This window comes from Arthrobacter sp. SE2 (genome assembly GCF_058244265.1).
Map to the genome: position 1 here is coordinate 231,792 of NZ_JBZAYA010000002.1, position 18,185 is coordinate 249,976.

Annotated in this window: 13 protein-coding genes; 9 read left to right on the forward strand and 4 right to left on the reverse strand. The window is 64.8% G+C overall.

Features of this window, described 5'->3' with window-relative positions:
* Nucleotides 1-177 precede the first annotated feature (177 nt).
* The 6 genes from AC4CS3_RS03835 (at nt 178) to AC4CS3_RS03860 (ending at nt 8,200) form a co-directional block, all read left to right on the forward strand.
* The gene (locus AC4CS3_RS03835) at nt 178-1,587 is read left to right on the forward strand and encodes a dicarboxylate/amino acid:cation symporter (protein WP_490782272.1); all 1,410 of its coding nucleotides are present in this window, start codon (nt 178-180) and stop codon (nt 1,585-1,587) included.
* Between the two features lie 88 nt (nt 1,588-1,675).
* Nucleotides 1,676-2,116: a YbjQ family protein gene (locus tag AC4CS3_RS03840; protein WP_490782273.1), complete on the forward strand. Its 441-nt coding sequence runs from the start codon at nt 1,676-1,678 to the stop codon at nt 2,114-2,116.
* 37 nt (nt 2,117-2,153) lie between these two features.
* Nucleotides 2,154-2,840 (forward strand): TetR/AcrR family transcriptional regulator, encoded by a 687-nt coding sequence (locus AC4CS3_RS03845; protein WP_490782274.1) that lies wholly within the window; start codon nt 2,154-2,156, stop codon nt 2,838-2,840.
* A 26-nt stretch (nt 2,841-2,866) separates the two neighbouring features.
* Entirely contained in the window at nt 2,867-5,389 is a 2,523-nt protein-coding gene (locus tag AC4CS3_RS03850; RefSeq protein ID WP_490782275.1) for an MMPL family transporter, read from the forward strand.
* A gap of 178 nt (nt 5,390-5,567) precedes the next feature.
* Nucleotides 5,568-6,242 carry a Maf family protein gene (locus AC4CS3_RS03855; protein WP_490782276.1) on the forward strand — a complete coding sequence of 225 codons (675 nt, stop codon included), beginning with the start codon at nt 5,568-5,570 and terminating at the stop codon, nt 6,240-6,242.
* Nucleotides 6,243-6,391: 149 nt separating this feature from the next.
* Nucleotides 6,392-8,200, forward strand: coding sequence for an acetyl/propionyl/methylcrotonyl-CoA carboxylase subunit alpha (locus tag AC4CS3_RS03860; RefSeq protein ID WP_490782277.1), 1,809 nt, complete (start codon nt 6,392-6,394; stop codon nt 8,198-8,200).
* Between the two features lie 91 nt (nt 8,201-8,291).
* On the opposite strand, the gene AC4CS3_RS03865 is transcribed toward AC4CS3_RS03860, so the two are convergent.
* Complete coding sequence (locus AC4CS3_RS03865; protein ID WP_490782278.1) at nt 8,292-9,701, reverse strand: MFS transporter; 1,410 nt, start codon at nt 9,699-9,701, stop codon at nt 8,292-8,294.
* Between the two features lie 292 nt (nt 9,702-9,993).
* Here AC4CS3_RS03865 and AC4CS3_RS03870 point away from each other — a divergent pair, with 292 nt between their 5' ends.
* The 3 genes from AC4CS3_RS03870 to AC4CS3_RS03880 are packed head-to-tail and all read left to right on the forward strand — an operon-like array spanning nt 9,994 to nt 15,219.
* The gene (locus AC4CS3_RS03870) at nt 9,994-11,400 is read left to right on the forward strand and encodes an MFS transporter (protein ID WP_490782279.1); all 1,407 of its coding nucleotides are present in this window, start codon (nt 9,994-9,996) and stop codon (nt 11,398-11,400) included.
* A gap of 1 nt (nt 11,401) precedes the next feature.
* Nucleotides 11,402-13,660 (forward strand): molybdopterin oxidoreductase family protein, encoded by a 2,259-nt coding sequence (locus tag AC4CS3_RS03875; protein ID WP_490782280.1) that lies wholly within the window; start codon nt 11,402-11,404, stop codon nt 13,658-13,660.
* Nucleotides 13,657-15,219 (forward strand): FAD-dependent oxidoreductase, encoded by a 1,563-nt coding sequence (locus tag AC4CS3_RS03880; RefSeq protein ID WP_490782281.1) that lies wholly within the window; start codon nt 13,657-13,659, stop codon nt 15,217-15,219. The genes AC4CS3_RS03875 and AC4CS3_RS03880 overlap by 4 nt, the downstream gene beginning before the upstream one ends.
* 12 nt (nt 15,220-15,231) lie before the next feature.
* Here the strand turns inward: AC4CS3_RS03880 and AC4CS3_RS03885 are convergent, their stop codons facing one another.
* From AC4CS3_RS03885 to AC4CS3_RS03895, 3 genes are all read right to left on the reverse strand, one after another.
* Nucleotides 15,232-15,990: a tyrosine-protein phosphatase gene (locus AC4CS3_RS03885; protein WP_490782282.1), complete on the reverse strand. Its 759-nt coding sequence runs from the start codon at nt 15,988-15,990 to the stop codon at nt 15,232-15,234.
* 131 nt (nt 15,991-16,121) lie between these two features.
* Nucleotides 16,122-16,307, reverse strand: coding sequence for a hypothetical protein (locus AC4CS3_RS03890; RefSeq protein WP_490782283.1), 186 nt, complete (start codon nt 16,305-16,307; stop codon nt 16,122-16,124).
* Between the two features lie 47 nt (nt 16,308-16,354).
* Nucleotides 16,355-18,145: an HNH endonuclease signature motif containing protein gene (locus AC4CS3_RS03895; RefSeq protein WP_490782284.1), complete on the reverse strand. Its 1,791-nt coding sequence runs from the start codon at nt 18,143-18,145 to the stop codon at nt 16,355-16,357.
* Nucleotides 18,146-18,185 lie beyond the last annotated feature (40 nt).

Consider the following 18,185-nt stretch of genomic DNA (forward strand, 5'->3'; position numbering starts at 1 on the left):
CCTGTCGTCAAGGGCACAAACGCTGTTACATTCCCCACATTCCGTCCGGGAATAACTTCATAAATGGGTGGAACGGCGGCGAATTCGCAGGCTTATTTGGTAGTTGCTCGAATTTAAGAACGTAACATTTCTCAACGTCGGGTCGCGGTGGTATTTGTCGGGGCCTATTTTGTTCCGGTGAGCAATTCATCCAACACTTTGACTTCCGCCGGAAAGACTGGGTCCCGGCTTCCCAAGTGGGCAACGTCTTTCGGCGTCCAGATCATCGCGGCCCTGGTGATCGGCCTGGCACTCGGTCTCCTGGCCAAAGCCACCGGCAGCACCACGAAGACTCCCAACGGGCTCGGCGCCACGCTGCAGACCATCGGCTCGAGCTACGTCTCGCTGCTGCAAACCGCCGTCGTCCCCTTGATCTTCACGGCAGTGGTGAGCTCCATCGCGAACCTCCGCCAGGTGTCCAACGCAGCGAAATTGGCGTGGAACACCTTGCTCTGGTTCGCCATCACTTCGCTCATCGCAGTGATGATCGGCATCGGACTTGGCGTGCTCTTGCAGCCGGGCTCCGGCACCGGCATCACCAAGAAGGCCGAGTACGCCGGAAAGTCCGGCGACTGGTGGGCGTTCCTCACCGGACTCTTCCCCAAGAACTTCCTTGGCATCGGCGCGAGCACGAGCGTCACGGACGGCGTCGCCAGCACGTCGATCAGCTTCAACGTGCTGCAGATCCTGGTGATCGCCATCGCTGTCGGCGTCGCAGCCCTCAAGGTCGGCAAGCAGGCCGAACCGTTCCTGAACCTCAACGCTTCCGCCCTGGCGGTCATCCAGAAGGTCCTCTGGTGGATCATCCGCATCGCCCCGCTGGGTACTATCGGCCTGATCGGCAACGCAGTGGCCGTTTACGGTTGGGACACCATAGGTTCGCTCGGCAAGTTCACGGTGGCCATCTACGCAGGCCTGGCCCTGGTGCTCTTCGTCGTCTACCCCATTCTGGTCAAGACCCATGGACTGTCCGTCAAGCAGTATTTCTCGGGCGTGTGGCCCGCCGTGCAGCTGGCATTCGTCTCGCGTTCCTCGATCGGCACGCTGCCGCTCACGCAACGCGTCACCGAACGCAACCTCGGAGTTCCCCAGGGTTACGCATCGTTCGCTGTGCCGCTCGGCGCCACTACCAAGATGGACGGTTGCGCCGCCATCTACCCGGCCGTCGCCGCGATCTTCGTTGCCCAGTTCTTTGGCATCAACCTGGACTTCAGCCAGTACCTGCTGATCGTAGTGGTTTCGGTCCTTGGTTCCGCGGCAACGGCAGGCACCACTGGCGCCGTCGTCATGCTCACTCTGACCCTGTCCACGCTGGGACTGCCGCTCGCCGGCGTCGGGCTCCTCCTGGCGATCGACCCCATCCTGGACATGGGCCGCACGGCCGTCAACGTCGCTGGACAAGCGCTGGTTCCGGCTATTGTCGCCAAACGGCAGGGAATCCTGGACGAATCGCTCTACAACGCACCCCGCAAGGGAACGGCATTCGCCGCGGAGGCTGACTCTGCGGAGGCATCCGACGCTCACGAACTCGCTGGCGCCAAGGCCTAGCGGCCCATCGTCGAGCGGACGAATCCCCGGGGAATTCCCCGGGGATTTGCCCTTTTAACAGTGGTTGGATTCTGGATAGGCTCTGTCCATGCTGATAGTCACCTCAAACAAGATTCCGGGCCACAGGATCGACGCCGTCTTCGGCGAAGTCATGGGCCTCACCGTCCGCTCCCGGGATATCGGCGCCCAAGTAATGGCCGGCTTCCGCTCCCTCGGCGGCGGCGAACTGCCTGAAATGACCAAGGCACTCTACGAAAGTCGCCAGGAAGTCATGACCCGCATGGTCAACGAGGCCCAGCAGCGGGGCGCCAACGCAATTGTCGCCATGCGCTTCGACACGTCCGAGATGGGCGGCAACTGGACCGAAGTGTGCGCCTACGGCACCGCGGTGTTCGCTATCCCGCTTGCCGAAGGCGAGCCCGGCGCCACAGGCCAGTCGATCTACCTCACCAGCGCCGCAGCCAAGCCGTCCGAGCAGCCCACGACGTCGGCCGCGCCCCAGGAACACTCGGCACCACCGGAGATTTAACTTGCCCTGAGTGCAAAGTTGCACTTAGTGTAAGTGCGTGACAACCTCCGACACCGCCGCCCTGCCTTCGCGCCGGGAACAGAACAAACTGGCCACTCGCCAAGCGATCGCGGACGCAGCCCTCGCCATGTTGCGCAGCAGGGGGGCCGGCAATTTCACCGTGGAAGACATCTCGGAAGAGGCCGGCGTGTCCCGGCGCACCTTCTTCAACTACTTCCCCAGCCTCGAAGCCGCCTTGGCCTCAGTGACCGAAGGCTTCCTGGATCATGCCCTGGAACAGTTCCGATTGCGCCCTTCGGACGAACCTATCCTCGATTCCGCCCGGGCGGCCCTCATGGCGCTGGCCGACCCCATGACGGTTTCTCCCATGGCCGAGCTCTTCAGCCTCACACACGACAACCGTGCCCTGGTGCGTTCCGAACTGGAAGCCTGGGACCACTGCACCATGCAGATCATCGACGCCGCCCGTCTTCGCCTTGGCCCGGACGTCGATGAGCTCTATTTGCGGGCCCTGGCCGGGTCCATCATTTCCTGCGGCAAGGCAGCCATGAGCGTCTGGTTCGAACAACACGGCCCGGATCTTTCCCCTGAATCCCTCGCGAGCCTGCGTCAGCACTTGATCGATGCAATTGGCCTGCTCGGTTCAGGCTTCACGGCACCCGTTCCGCAGCGACCGGCGTCGCACAGCACTCAGCCCGCGGCTGACCCCCAACAATCGGCATAACCACACACCGACAGATCGGTTCCGATATGGCACTCCTGCTCTACCGCCTTGGCAAGTTCTCCTACCGTCACCGCTGGCTGGTGATCTCCCTCTGGCTGGCCGTGCTCGTGGCAGTCGGCGGCTCCGCAGCTGCCTTCCACGGCACTATGTCTAACAACTTCCAGATCCCGGGTACCGAGACCCAGCAGATGCTGGACAAGCTCAAAAAGGACCTTCCGGCTTCTTCGGGTGGTTCCGCAGGGATCGTCTTCGAAGCCGGCGACGCCGGATTCAACCAAGCCGGCAAGGAGGCCATCGCGTCGGCCCTCGCCCAGCTGGAAAAACTGCCCGATGTGCAGTCAACGGTCAACCCGTTCACGACTCAAGCCACCTTGGACAAGGCACCGTCCGATCTTGCTGCCGGGGAACAGAAAGCGGCCGCCGGGCAAGCTGAGCTGGACAAGGCGAGGGCCACGCTCGATGCAGGCGATGCCCAACTGAAGGCCGCCGAGCAGCAAATGACCGCTGCGGGCATGCCCGCTGCGCAGATCCAGGCCCAGCTCGCCCCGCAGAAGGCCGAACTTCTGGCCGGACGCCAAAAGCTCGACGCCGGCCAGAAACAAGCCACTGACGGTGCCGCCGCCCTTGCGTTGGCCAAGCGCCAGGTGACAGCATCCCAAGGCATGCGTTTCGTCTCCCAGGACGGTAAAGCGGCGATCGCCCAGGTCCAGTTCAAGACCTCCATCAACGGCCTGACCCCCGCGGTCCGGCAGCAAGTCCAGGACATCGTCCACGGAGTCTCCTCGGCAGGTGTCACGGCCCTGGCCAGCAAGGAAATCACCGAGGACGTCTCCCAGTTGTTCGGAGTCTCCGAAATCATTGGCATCGCCGTGGCTGCGATCGCCCTCATCGTGATGCTGGGAACGCTCGTCGCCGCCGGCCTGCCCCTCCTGATGGCGATCATTGGGGTGGCCGTTGGCGTCGGCGGAACCTTTGCCCTCACCGGCGTCATCGACATGAGTTCCATCTCCCCGATGCTCGCGCTCATGCTGGGCCTCGCCGTCGGAATCGATTACTCGCTCTTCATCGTCAACCGTCACCGCGGGCAATTGCTTTCAGGGATGGACGCAGAGGAATCAGTCGCCCTTGCCACCGGCACCTCAGGCAACGCCGTTCTCTTCGCGGGTCTCACCGTCGTCATCGCGCTTGCCGCGCTGGTCGTTCCGGGGCTCCCGTTCCTGGCCGTCATGGGCCTGTCGGCCGCCGCGACAGTGGCAGTCGCCGTCGTCGTCTCCCTAACACTGACCCCGGCGGTCCTCTCGCTGGTGGGCCGCAAACTGATCTCGAAGCGGACGTGGGCCAAGGCGGAGCGCCACAACGCGGAGCCGGAGCATGCCTCGGCGGACCGCGCCGAGGACCAGCGGCGAAGCAGCCGCGGGTGGGGCGGGCTCGTGACCCGGCACCCGGTGGTCTCGCTGCTTGCCGGCGTCGTGCTGCTCGGGGTGCTGGCCCTCCCGGCTTCCCAGCTGCGCCTCGCTTTGCCCGACGGCGGTTCGGAACCGGTCGACTCGCAAGCGTTCAAGGCCTATGACCTCACCCGGACGAGCTTCGGCGAGGGCATGACCGGCCCCATCGTGGTTGTCGGCACGTTCCCGTCCGGGCTCAGCGACGACCAGGCCAAGACCAAGCAGTTCGACGTCGCGGACAAGCTGCGCAGCGTGGACAACGTCGTGGCGGCCGTTCCGGTAGCCCTCAGCCCGGATCACCGCACTGCCGTTTTCCAGGTCATCCCCAAGGACGGCCCCGCCAGTGCCAGCACCGTCCAGGTGGTCTCGGAACTGCGCGCCAAGGGTTCCGAAATCCAGCAGGCCACAGGCGCCACCATCGGGCTGACGGGGCAGACCGCCGGCAACATCGACGTCTCGGCGAAGCTCGGTGCGGCGTTACCGCCTTACTTGGCGATCGTCGTCGGGCTCTCGCTGGTCCTCCTGCTCCTGGTATTCCGCTCGATCGTCGTCCCGCTGCTCGCCACCAGCGGATTCCTGCTCTCGCTCGCGGCAGCGTTCGGCGCCGTGGTGGCCGTCTACCAGTGGGGCTGGCTGGGCACCGTGTTCGACGTGCCCAATCCCGGAGCCGTGTTGAGCTTCCTTCCGATCATCCTGATTGGTGTGCTGTTCGGCCTGGCCATGGACTACCAGGTGTTCATCACCTCAGGCATGCGTGAATCGTTCATGCACGGTGAGAACGCGAAGCAGGCGGTCCGAAGCGGCTTCAGCCATGCCTCAGCGGTGGTTACGGCCGCCGCCGTTATCATGGTCAGCGTGTTCGCCGGCTTCATCTTCAGCCACCTGACCATGGTCCGGCCGCTCGGTTTCGCGATGGCGTTCGGCGTGCTCGTGGATGCGTTCGTGGTGCGGATGACCATTGTTCCGGCCGTCATGTACCTGTTGGGCGAGACGGCCTGGTGGCTGCCGCGGTGGCTGTCCCGGATCCTGCCCGACGTCGACGTCGAGGGCGCCAAGCTGCAGCGCTCGACGGCGGCAGGCGGGGCCAAGGAGCTGGTCCATTAAGCGCCTGGTCGTCTTAGCGGCCTGAGCGCGGCGTCGGTTCTGTGTTCAGAACCGACGCCCGCTCACCTTTAAGGCCCTTTCCCCAAACGCTCGCTCACCTCGGTGAGCGAGCGTCCGGCCAAACACCCACATAAGTGAGCGAGCGTCGGTGGAAGGCGCCGCGTACTACGCTTGAGCCGTGACCCGATTGATCCTGGCTTCCCAGTCGCCCGCCCGCACCAAGCTCCTCACCGAGGCCGGCATCAACCACGAGGTGCTCGTCTCGGACGTCGACGAGGATGCCGTGCAAGCCCGGTACGGGGTGACAGACGCGCATGACACCGCTCTCCTCCTCGCTCGCGCCAAGGCCGAGGCCGTTGCCTCCCTTCCGGACGCTGAGGGCGCCTTGGTGATCGGCTGCGATTCCGTGTTCGAATTCGACGGCGAGTCGCACGGGAAGCCGTACACGGTGGACGTCGCCAAGGAACGGATGCTGCGCATGAGCGGCTCCAAGGGTGTACTCCACACCGGGCACTGGCTCGTGGACTGCCGCGAAACCGCAGCGGACATGAACGACGGCGAGACGGCCGTCGGCACCGGAGCAACAGTCGGCGCCGTATCCAGCGCGGAAGTCCACTTTGCCGAGATGAGCGAGAAGGACATCGACGCCTACATCGCAACCGGCGAGCCCCTGCACTGCGCCGGTTCGTTCACGATCGACGGCTTGGGCGGGGCCTTCATCCGCAAGGTCGACGGCGACCCGCACGCCGTCGTCGGGCTCTCCATCTCGACCCTCCGCGATCTGCTGGGGCAGGCGAACGTTGGAATCACCGAACTCTGGACCCACAACGGTTCCGGAGGGACCAACGAATAGGGACGCTCCGAGGCGCCCGTCCGCCAGCCGGACTCCGGCCTTTGTAGCAACCCTACAAAGACAGGCCATTTCACACACGGAATCCCCCATCAATATGGGCGGAACCCTCAAAATCACGCTAGGCTCCCTGAAGGACAGAAGGAGTCAACTTGTCAGCTAATCCGGCGCAGCCCATTTCCAGCCCTCTCACCAAGGTCTTGATCGCCAACCGAGGCGAAATCGCGGTCCGCATTATCCGCGCAGCCCGGGACGAAGGAATCGCTTCCGTGGCCGTCTACGCGGACCCCGATCGCGACGCCCTGCACGTCCGGCTGGCGGATGAGGCCTACGCGCTGGGCGGCAACACTGCTGCTGAGTCATACCTAGTGATGGACAAGTTGATCGAGGTCGCCAGGCAGTCGGGTGCCGACGCCATCCACCCCGGCTATGGCTTCCTCGCCGAGAACGCCGAGTTTGCCGCCAAAGTCATCGACGCCGGCATCACCTGGATCGGCCCGTCTCCGGACGCCATTTCCGCGCTGGGCGACAAGGTGCAGGCCCGCCACATCGCCGAAAAGGTCGGCGCTCCCCTGGTTCCCGGCACGGCCGACCCCGTGGAATCCGCCGACGAGATCCTGGCCTTCGCCCAGGAGTTCGGGCTCCCGATCGCCATAAAGGCTGCCTACGGTGGTGGCGGCCGCGGCATCAAAGTTGCCCGCACCATCGAGGAAATCCCCGAGCTTTTCGAGTCCGCAGTGCGCGAGGCCATTGCCGCCTTCGGCCGGGGCGAGTGCTTCATCGAGCGCTTCCTGGATTCCCCGCGCCACGTCGAGACCCAATGCCTCGCCGATGCTTACGGCAACGTTGTGGTGGTCTCCACCCGCGACTGTTCCCTCCAGCGCCGCAACCAGAAACTCGTTGAAGAAGCCCCTGCTCCGTTCCTGAGCCCCGAGCAGAACGAGCGACTGTACGAGTCCTCCAAGGCCATCCTGAAAGAAGCCGGCTACCTGGGCGCGGGAACCTGCGAATTCCTGGTGGGCCAGGACGGCATCATCTCCTTCCTTGAGGTCAACACCCGGCTTCAGGTGGAGCACTGTGTTTCAGAGGAAGTCACGGGCATTGACCTGGTCCGTGAGCAGTTCCGCATCGCCCGGGGCGAGAAACTCGGATATGGCGATCCTGAGGTCCGCGGCCACTCCTTCGAATTCCGCATCACCGGCGAAGACCCGGGCCGCAACTTCATGCCCGCACCGGGAACCATCAGCACCCTGAAGAATCCGACGGGTCCGGGCATCCGCATCGATTCCGGCGTCGAACAGGGCGACGTCATCAGCGGGAACTTCGATTCCATGCTGTCCAAGCTGATCGTCACCGGCGCCAGCCGCGAACAGGCCCTCCAGCGCTCCCGCCGTGCCCTCGAGGAAATGGTCGTTGAAGGCATCCCCACCGTCATTCCTTTCGACCTCGCAGTGGTGACCGATCCCGCGTTCGCTCCGGCCGAAGGCCCGTTCAAGGTGCACACGCGCTGGATCGAGACCGAGTTCGTCAACAACATCCCCGCATGGACGCCTACCGGAACCGGAACAGAAGCCGCCGACGCCGGTGAGCGCCAGCGCGTCGTCGTCGAGGTTGGCGGCAAACGGCTGGAAGTTGTCCTTCCCGCGACTCTCGGCTCGGTTTCCTCGGTTGCCAGCGCGGGCGCCAAGGGCACGAAGGTCAAGAAGCGTTCCCGCTCTGCGGGCGCCACAGCTGCAGTCGCGGGCGGCAACGCCCTCACTTCGCCGATGCAGGGCACCATCGTCAAGGTGGCTGTAGCCGCCGGCGACGTGGTTGCCGAGGGCGATCTGATCGTGGTCCTGGAAGCCATGAAGATGGAACAGCCCCTCACCGCCCACAAGGCCGGCACCATTCACGGCTTGGTGGCCAAGGCGGGCGAGACCGTCTCCGCGGGCGCCGTTATCGCGACGATCGAAGACTAAACAGACTCGAACGGCTCCGGCCCCGCACCATTGGTGCGGGGCCGGAGCCATTTAGCGCGAGCCTGCTAATCGCGAGCCTGTTAATACAGGGTCAGGCTACGTTGTTCTCGTAGTCCGTGTCCTTGGTTTCCTTGGACAGGAACAGTGCCACGAGCGTCAACACTGCCATGGCGCTGAGGTAGACACCCACCAGGACCGTGCTGCCCTTGGCCGATTCCCAGAGCCAGACCGCGATGAACGGAGCCACAGCCGCGCCGAGGATGCTGGACATGTTGTAGCTGACGGCAGATCCGGTGTAGCGGACGTTGGTGGGGAACAGTTCCGGAAGCAGCGCCCCCATGGGGCCGAACGTGAGGCCCATCAGCGTGAAACCGATGATCAGCAACGCCATAGTGCCGACAAAGCCGCCGCCGAACAGCGGCACGAAAAGCAAGCCGAACACCAGGATTCCCGCGGTGACCGCCAGAAGCATCTTGCGCCGACCATACTTTTCGGCCAGGGGGCCCGCCACAAGGGTGAAAATGCCGAAGAAGACGACGCCGGCAATCAGCATCCAGAGGAAGTCGTTCCGGCTGAAGCCCAAGCCCGGGACGAACGCCGCGGTGGCCGCGTCGGTCATGGGCTTTCCGGCCTTGACCGCTGCGGCTTGGGCGCCCGCCAGCGTGGGCTTGGTGCCGTAGGTCAGCGTGAACGTGGTCATCAGGTAGAACAAGACATACGTGGCCAACATGATGAAGGTACCGAGGATCAGCGGGCGCCAGCTTTTCTTGAAAACGCGTCCGATGGGCAGCTTGGCCACTTCGTTCGACTCCAGCACCTTGGTGAACGCGGGAGTTTCAATGAGCTTGAGGCGCACGTAGAGGCCGAGGATCACCATGACGGCGCTGAGCAGGAACGGCACGCGCCAGCCCCAGGCGGCGAAGGCCTCGGGAGTCAGGGTGTAGCTGAAGACCAGGAAGATGATGTTGGCCAGGATGAAGCCGATCGGCGCGCCCATCTGCGGAAACGTTCCATAGATGGCGCGTTTCTTGGCCGGCGCGTTTTCGGTTGCGAGCAGCGCGGCGCCGCTCCACTCACCACCGAGAGCCAGGCCTTGGGCGAAACGCAGCACTACCAGCAACGTGGGGGCCAGGAAGGTCCAGCCCGGGACCTGCGCCGTCGGGAGGCAACCGATCAGGAACGTGGCGATACCCATAGTCAGGAGGGACGCAACCAGCGTTCCCTTGCGACCGAACTTGTCACCGAAGTGGCCGAAAATTATGGAGCCGAGCGGGCGGGCGACGAAAGCGACACCGAATACCGCGAAGGAGCTCAGCAACTGCGTGGTCTCGTCCGCCGTCGGGAAGAAGAGTTTGGGAAAGACGAGGACAGCAGCCGTGGCATAAACGTAGAAATCGTAGAACTCGATGGACGTCCCGATGAGGCTGGCGAAGATCACCCGTCCCCGCGAGTTGACCGGCTTGACTGACTCGCTTTCCGTGGATTCAGCGATGGAAGACATGTAGTAGTTGCTTTCCGTTCACGCCGGCCCGGCGTTCCTGAGCCTGCCGGCAAAGATTATTGAGAGTTCAATAATAGTTCCCGGTATCCAACAAATGGACAATCAAGTCCAATATGCGGACGCTTTGGAAAGTCTCACTCTGTGGTCCGCGCCACACAACCTCACCATCGCCTCACGCACCGGTGACCCCCTCCGATAGGCAAATGTCACAGCACGTTTACAAACCGCGACGGTCCGCGAAACGCGCCGTACCTAACGTGGAAGTACAACGTCCCCACAAAGGAGGCACTCCGTGACAGTTGACCGAAGCACCGAAATCCTCACCAACGAGCAGGCGCCCACAGCCCTCGTCCCCGAGCTTGAACACCGTCCTGGCCGCTGGATTGCCAACTGGGATGCAGAGAACAAGGAGCAGTGGGAAGCTGCCGGCCGATCCATCGCCAAGCGCAACCTGTACTGGTCCATCTTCGCCGAGTTCCTCGGCTTCGTCGTCTGGCAGCTCTGGTCGATCGTCGTCGTCCAGCTCCCGGCCGCAGGCTTCAAGTTCGACACCAACCAGATCTTCTGGCTCATCTCGATCCCCAGCCTGGTCGGTGCCACCCTGCGCATCCCTTACACCTTCATGGTTCCAAGGTTCGGTGGCCGCAACTGGACCATCGTCTCGGCCCTCCTGCTGCTGATCCCGACGGCGGGCCTCGCCCTGTGTGTCTCGACCCCCGGCACTCCGTTCGGCGTCATGCTGCTCGTAGCTGGCCTTGCGGGCTTCGGCGGAGGCAACTTCGCCAGCTCGATGGCAAACATCACCTTCTTCTACCCTGCCCGCGAAAAGGGCTGGGCGCTGGGCCTGAACGCCGCCGGCGGAAACCTCGGCGCCGCCGTCGCGCAGCTCGTCGTCCCTATCGCCGTCACCCTCCTGGCCGCCGGCACCGTCAACCTGCCAATGGCCGGCCTCATCTGGATTCCCCTCATCCTTGTCGCCGCGTTCGGCGCTTGGAAGTACATGAACAACCTCACCAGCGCCAAGGGTGACGTTGCAGGCTCCATCGCCGCACTCAAGGAACCGCACCTGTGGGTCATGGCCTTCCTGTACATCGGAACCTTCGGCTCGTTCATCGGCTTCTCGGGAGTCTTCCCCAAGCTCATCAAGGATTACTTCCCGGCTTTCTCCTCCATGCACCTCGGCGCGGTTGTCCTCTCGCTCGCCTTCCTTGGCCCGTTGGTCGGCTCCCTCGCCCGCCCCTACGGTGGACGCATGGCCGACCGCATGGGCGGAGCCCGGATGACCGTCACGGCGTTCGCAGCGATGGCCGTCATCACCTTGACCATGATCTGGACGCTTCCGCTCAAGAACTTCTGGCTCTTCCTGGTCCTGTTCCTGTTCCTCTTCACGGCAAGCGGCTTCGGAAACGGCGCCACCTACCGCATGATTCCGGTCATCTTCGCTACATCCAGCCGGGCAGCCCGCTCGGGGGCGAGCGCCGCCAGCACGGCACGCCTCGCGTCTTCCTCCCTCGGCCTGATTTCGGCGATCGGCGCCTACGGCGGATTCGTGATCCCCCAGGTACTCAACGCATCCAGCGCTTCCGGTTCCTATACCCCCGCGTTCTATGGCTTCGTCGGCGCCTACGTGCTGATGCTCATCGTCTGCTGGGTCTGCTACCTCCGGAAGGCCAACCGTAACGCGATGGGACACATCTAATATGCCCAATGGCGCCAACACCCACTGCCCGTATTGTGCGCTGCAGTGCGCCATGACCCTGACCCCGGCGGCGCCCTCGGCGCAGCCGGGGTCAGACCCCGCTCCTGCGGCAAAGGCACTTCCGCTCCTGGAAGTCTCCGGCCGCGATTTCCCCACCAACCGGGGCGGGCTGTGCCGCAAGGGCTGGACATCGCCGTCGTTGTTGAACCACACCGGACGCGTCACGGAGCCCATGCTCAAAGGGTCCGACGGGGTCCACCGGCCGGTCACGTGGGACCAGGCACTCATGCTGGTCACCGGAGCCGTCAAGCAGACCCGCGAGCAGTACGGGCCCGACGCCGTCGGCGTGTTCGGCGGCGGCGGACTCACCAACGAGAAGGCTTACCAATTGGGCAAGTTCGCCCGCTTGGCCCTGGGAACCTCGCGCATCGACTACAACGGACGTTTCTGCATGTCTTCCGCCGCGGCAGCCGGAAACCGCGCGTTCGGCGTGGACCGCGGCCTCCCGTTCCCCGTGGAAGACCTTGATTCGGCGAACGTCATTTTCCTTCTCGGCTCCAATGTTGCCGAGACCATGCCGCCATTCGTCCAGCACTTGCAGGGCGCGCGCGATTCCGGCGGGTTGATCGTATCCGATCCCCGCCGTTCCGCGACCGCCGCATTCACCGGCGACGGCGGCGGCATCCACTTGCAGCCGACCCCGGGAACGGACCTCGCACTGCTGTTGGGCATCTCCCACGTGGTAGTGCACGAAGGCCTCGCTGACACCGAATACCTCCAGTCCCGCACCACCGGCTACCCTGCGATCGTTCGTAGCCTCGCCGGCTTCTGGCCGGAGCGCGTCCAGTCGATCACCGGCGTGCCCGCCACGCTCATCCGGGACACCGCCCGCCGCCTCGCCGACGGCGCCCGGCGCGGCGGGAGCTACATCCTCACCGGCCGCGGAGTCGAGCAGCACGTCGACGGCACGGACACAGCCACAGCGGCGATCAACCTCAGTCTCCTCTTGGGCCTGCCGGGATCCTCCCGCAGCGGCTATGGCACACTGACGGGCCAAGGTAACGGCCAGGGTGGCCGCGAGCATGGCCAGAAGGCCGACCAGCTCCCCGGCTACCGCAAGATCACCGATCCCGCCGCCCGCGCCCATGTCGCCAAAGTGTGGGGCGTGGACGAATCCCTCATCCCCGGCCCTGGACTGCCCGCCGTGGAGCTCTTGAAGTCTTTGGGACAGCCCGACGGCGTCCGTTGCCTTTTCGTCCACGGCGCCAACGTGGCGGTGTCAGCCCCCGACGCCGGCGCGGTGATCGAGGGCCTGCGCAGCCTGGACTTCCTGGTTGTCTGCGATTTCTTCATGTCCGAGACCGCGCTGGAAGCCGATCTGGTCCTCCCGGTCACCCAATGGGCCGAGGAAGAAGGCACCCTGACCAACCTCGAGGGCCGCGTGCTCCGCCGTCGTAAGGCGCTCACCCCTCCCCCAGGCGTTCGCAGCGAATTGTGGCTCATGGCCCGGCTCGCCGAATCGCTCGACGCTCCTTCAACGTTCAGCGACGATCCCGAGACCGTGTTCGAGGAGCTCCGGCTCGCCTCGGTAGGGGGTCTGGCCGACTACTCCGGAATCGACTACGCCATGCTGGACCGCGGAGAAGCCGCCTACTGGCCTTATCCCACCGGCAGTTCGGGAACGCCCCGACTCTTCCTCGACAGCTTCGCGCACGCCGACGGACGCGCGGTGATGGTCCCGGTGGCACCGCAGAAGCGGTCCCGGCGATCCGCCGTCGTCGGCTCTGATCCCGATCCGCTGACGCTCGTCACCGGACGGCTGCTGGAACATTACCAATCGGGCGCCCAGACCCGCCGCGTGGCCGAACTCGCGGCCGCGCAGCCGGAGCCGCTCTTGCAGATCCACCCCGCGACGGCGGCCGTCAGGGACATCTCCGGCGGCGACTTTGTCCGGGTCTCCAACGAGCGCGGTGAGGTCCTGTGCAAGGTGGAGCTCAGCAACAGCATCCGGACGGACACGGTCTTTCTGCCTTTCCATTTCCCTGGACTGGGAAGCGCCAACCGTCTCACTGAGGCGGTCACGGATCCCATTTCGGGCATGCCGGAGTTCAAGACGAGCACGGTCTGGGTCCGGAAGGCGGCACTAGCACATGCCGAACCGGGGTTGGCTGCCCAGTCGGGTGCCCAGTTGGCTGTGCCGGCGGCCGTCGGCTCGTCAATGCAGGAGAGCTTGTCAATGCAGGTCAAGGAGGCATCGTGAGCGAGCGAATTGTGGTGGTCGGTTTCGGACCGGTCGCGTCCCGGCTGGTGGACGAGTTGTTGCCGGCCGTGCGCAGCGACCTTGTCGAGTTGCTCGTCGTCGGGCAGGAAGCCGAGGCCGCGTACAACCGCGTCATGGTGGCAGAACTCGGCGTGGGGCGGACCACCGCGGACGCTCTCGCGATGGCGGACGCTGGCGATTTGGCGACCGACGGCGTCGAGGTCCGGCTGGGCGTCACCGTCAAGCGGATCGACCGTGCACGTCAGCAAGTGGTCCTATCGGACGGGACCACGCCCGGCTACGACCGCTTGGTGTTCGCCACCGGCTCGAGGCCCGTCATTCCGAACCTCACCGGTATCAACCCTGATCCTTCGCATCCTGTGCTCCCTTTAGGGGTGACGGCCCTCCGCGATCTCCGAGATGCCGGGCAACTGCGCGACGCCGTGACTGCCGGCAAGCGCGTGATCGTCCTCGGTGGCGGCGTGCTTGGCCTGGAAACTGCCTTGGCCGCGGCGGAAGAAGGCGCCCTGACCACAGTGGTGCACAACGGTTCCTTCCCGCTGGGCCGCAATATCGACCGCGGCGGTGGAGCCGTTCTCGCGGCGAGCTTGCGCAGCAGCGGGATCACCATGGTGGGCAACGCCCGCTCTACTGCGGTGGAGCACAATGGTCCCGACGGCAAGTTTTCGGCCCTGGTGCTCAACGACGGGTCACGGATCGAAGGCGACCTTCTTGTCCTTTCCTGCGGCGTTCGCCCACGGATCGAACTGGCCGAAGGTTGTGGGTTGCCTGCAGCCACCGGGATCTTGGTGGATCACCACCTGCGGACCTATCACGAGCCGCACATGTTCGCGATAGGCGACTGCGCCGAAGTCCGCTGCGCCGATGCCGCGTGCGCCGAATGCCGCACCGCGCTGGGTCCTTCCGGGCTGGTGGGTCCGGGCTGGCGGCAGGCCGAGTGGCTTGCCGAGTACCTGATCCTCCTTGCAGAGGGCGGCCAGGGCGCTGCCGACACTTTGGCACCGCTACCGCAGGAGAAGCCCGGCGTCGTGGTGTTGAAGGCGCGCGGCATCAACCTGGCGGTCGCCGGCGACAACAGCGCCGAACCGTGGGATGACGAGCTGTTGTCCGTCGGTGTCTCCGAGGGAATGCCGCGGCGCCAGGTTGCCCAATGGGCCGATCCGGAACACGGCCGCTACGTCAAAATGACGACGCGGGGCGGCGCGCTCGAAGGACTCGTGACCGTAGGCATGCCGCGCACGGCCGCGGAGCTCGTGATGCTGTTCGAACGCGGCTCCGAGCTGCCCGCAGACCGTTCACTCCTGCTTCGCTTGGATGGGCCGGACCAACTGGATTCATCTGCTTCGAATAATGACCCGCAGCGGACCGTGTGCCGCTGCGCGGGCGTCAGCGGTGCGAGCATCGAGGAAGCCGTGCTGCATGGCTGCTCTTCCGTGCCGGAGGTTTCCAAAGCGACCCGCGCGGGCACTGGGTGTGGCGGGTGCCATGGGGACATCAAGGGGATTATTGAGAAGCACTTTCAGGGGGTTGCGGCGTAGGGGTTTGGGGGCTCAGGCCAACCCTTCCCGGTTTGGGGGTGTGGTAGTCGCGCCGCGCCAAGTGAACAGACCCGCGCGGTCTTCGTCGGTGAGAGCTGCGGCGTCGAGGAAAGTTTGGAGGTCGAAATTTGCCAACGCATCCCGGAAGGCGCCTTCGGTGGTTGTGCCGTGCTGCCGGCATAGTTGCTCAAGCCTAGGTTCGACGTTGTTTCGCTTGCCTCTGGCTGCCCGCAAATCGCCTAGCCTGACGGTTTCCAGATAGTCATCGACGATGCACTCGGGATCGGTGCCGATTGCATGAAGCAGAGCCATGGCGAGCAAGCCCGTCCTGTCCCTGCCGCCCATGCAATGGAAGAGGACCGCTCCCGGCGGTGCGTTGACCACAGCGGATATGGCGGCGCCGGCGCGTTCGGGCATGGCCACAAGGTGCGGGAGAAAGTAGAGAGCTGTACCCACCAGGCCGCTGTCCCAGTAGTTAGCCCAGAACTCTTTGTTTTCCAAGCCGTCAAGGTCAACGTGGATAGTGGTGAGCCAGCCGGGCCGCTCCTTGTTGTCCGTGTCCCATTCGCTTTGCTGACGAAGGTCGACCACGGTCCGGATCCCGGCATCATGGATCTGTTGCCATCCGTTCCCGGTGATCCAATCGACGTTCTCGCTCCGAAAGAACACGCCCCGTGGAGTAACCGTCCCGTTTACGCGCCGTAGACCGCCGAGGTCTCGTCCATTGACCAAGCCGTCGACTTTGAGCGTGCGATCTATGTTTTCTGCCAAGTCCCCCATGTGCCCTAGTAAACCAGAGAGTACTTTTCCTTCGGGGTCGTTCGGAATCACCAATTCGCGACACAAGCGCGGGATCTGGCTACCCCGTTTCGCCGCACGCAACGGCGCCTCCCGGTGCGCTATTACGAATCGGCCGTCAGTTGTTCGTGGACAATCTGCCAGCCTTCGTGTGTGCGCAGCCAGTAGGTAGCGTCGCTGTCTATGTACGGCAGAACCCGCTCGATGTCGTGTGTGTTGTTGGCCGCCTCGTACCCGCGCATGACAGCCGTGAGTTCATCGACGAGGATCTCACGGTTACGAATTTCCATCCCCACACTCTTGCACAGGCCTTGAGGATCAATACCAAGAAACGTGGTCACACCTGGAAATAGTGGTTTTTGCGCGCTTTTTGGCGTGGGTCGATGTGGGGTGGCGGGATGAACCAGGGCACGCCTGTTTGGACTTGGATGTGCCATTCTTCCTTGTGGATCAGATGGTGGTGATGGCTGCAAAGCAAGACACCATTGTCGACGCTGCTTGGTCCACCCCGGGACCAGTACGTGATGTGGTGGGCTTCGCACCACGGGGCCGGCATCGTGCACGAGGGGAACGCGCAGCCTTTGTCCCTGGCGGTAATGGCTTTGCGGATGTGGGCCGGGAAGATCCTGGAGGCCCGGCCGATATCGAGGACCTGGCCTTCCCCGCCCAAGACGACGGGAATGATGTCCGCATCGCAGGCGATCTTCCGCAATGTGGCCGCCGGGACCGGACCAGTGAACGTAAAGCTCCCCGTGCCCTGGTGCGACCCGCCGGCGCGCCCGGCTTGTCCGGATTGGCCCAGGAAGGTGAGCTGCCCGGCTTCCTTCAGCGGTGCCAGGAGATCCCGATGGTCGATGGTGGCCATGATCTGGGGGCGCTGGCCGCCGGCCGCAGGCAGCGCCCCGGTGGCGAGGGCAATCTTGCAGGCGCCCAGCAACCCGTCCAGAAGTCTCTGCGCCCGTGTGCGGCGATCCAGGGACGCGGCATCATCGCCTGAACCACCAGGAAGACCGTCGGCCGGAGCATTTGCCGGTGCGCTCCCGCCGTCGGCGTCCACGGTATTGTCCCCCGGTCCGGGCTCCCCCGACGTGCGGGTCCGGGGATTGGTGGCGGTGTTCATCACGGTGAGCAGGTGCTCGTATTGGTCCTGGGTAGCAAAGATTTCCACATGCTGCAGCCCGTGTTTGGGTTTCCGGAGGAAAGCGCCCTGGAGGTGGCGCAAGGCTTCTTCGCTGGGTTCGGCACCGTCCTGGTCGATGGCTTCGGTCCAGCGGCGGGCGATCCTGGCCAGGAAATCGGCATCGTTCTCGACCGCTGTCATGGTCAACGCGTTTTCCATGTCAGCAGCAGTCTCGGCGCTGCACAGGGGCCGGACCCGTTCCAGAGCCATGGTGATGGTGGTGGCCGGCCGGGACGCGATGCTCCCGCAAGCCAACGCCGCAGCCACCTCCCCATACCGCGGCTGGATCCGCTGCCCCGTGAGCGAGCGACCGGGCAGCAGGTCCTCCGCCAGGGCAAGGCGGCGCCGGGCCTCGGCCGCGCCGATCCGCAAAAGCGAGCGCAGGTGCTCGCCGGTGTTCCTGAACTCGCGGAACCCGCCGAGTGCGTCATCCGCAGCGAGCCCGCCGCCCTCGACGTCGGCACTGACCCCGGCTGCTCCGCCTTCAGTTTCGGGGCTGCGGGGACCATCGCTGGAACCGGCCTCCCGGGCTTCGGCTCCCCAGCCCGTCGTACTGATGGTCCCGCCAGCCAGCTCCTGCTGCCGCACCCGGTCCAACTGCCCCGCGGCGACGAGCTGCAAGTAGTCCAGGGTGCGGGAGAGTTCCTCCACACCGGACGCAAACGCGGCGGAGTCCTGCAGCCCCAGCGGCCCGGCGTCGTCGACCGCGGTCCGTGCCAAGGAGCGCAACGCTACAAGAGCACCCTCCAGAACCCGCTGCGGACCGCCGCGATCCTCGCCGTGATCGCCGAAGCAGTCCTCGCGCGGATCCAGCAGAGCGAGCCGGCGCAGCTCCGGCGCGTGACCAGCCGCAGGCACCTTCCGAGGTTCTCGCGCCTTATGGAACACGACGAACCCGCTGCCGGGCGCAGGACCCTGGCGGCTGGTGAGATGTCCGATCGCTTCCATGACAATACTCTGCCAGGAGGCACCGACAAAATAGCCCGCC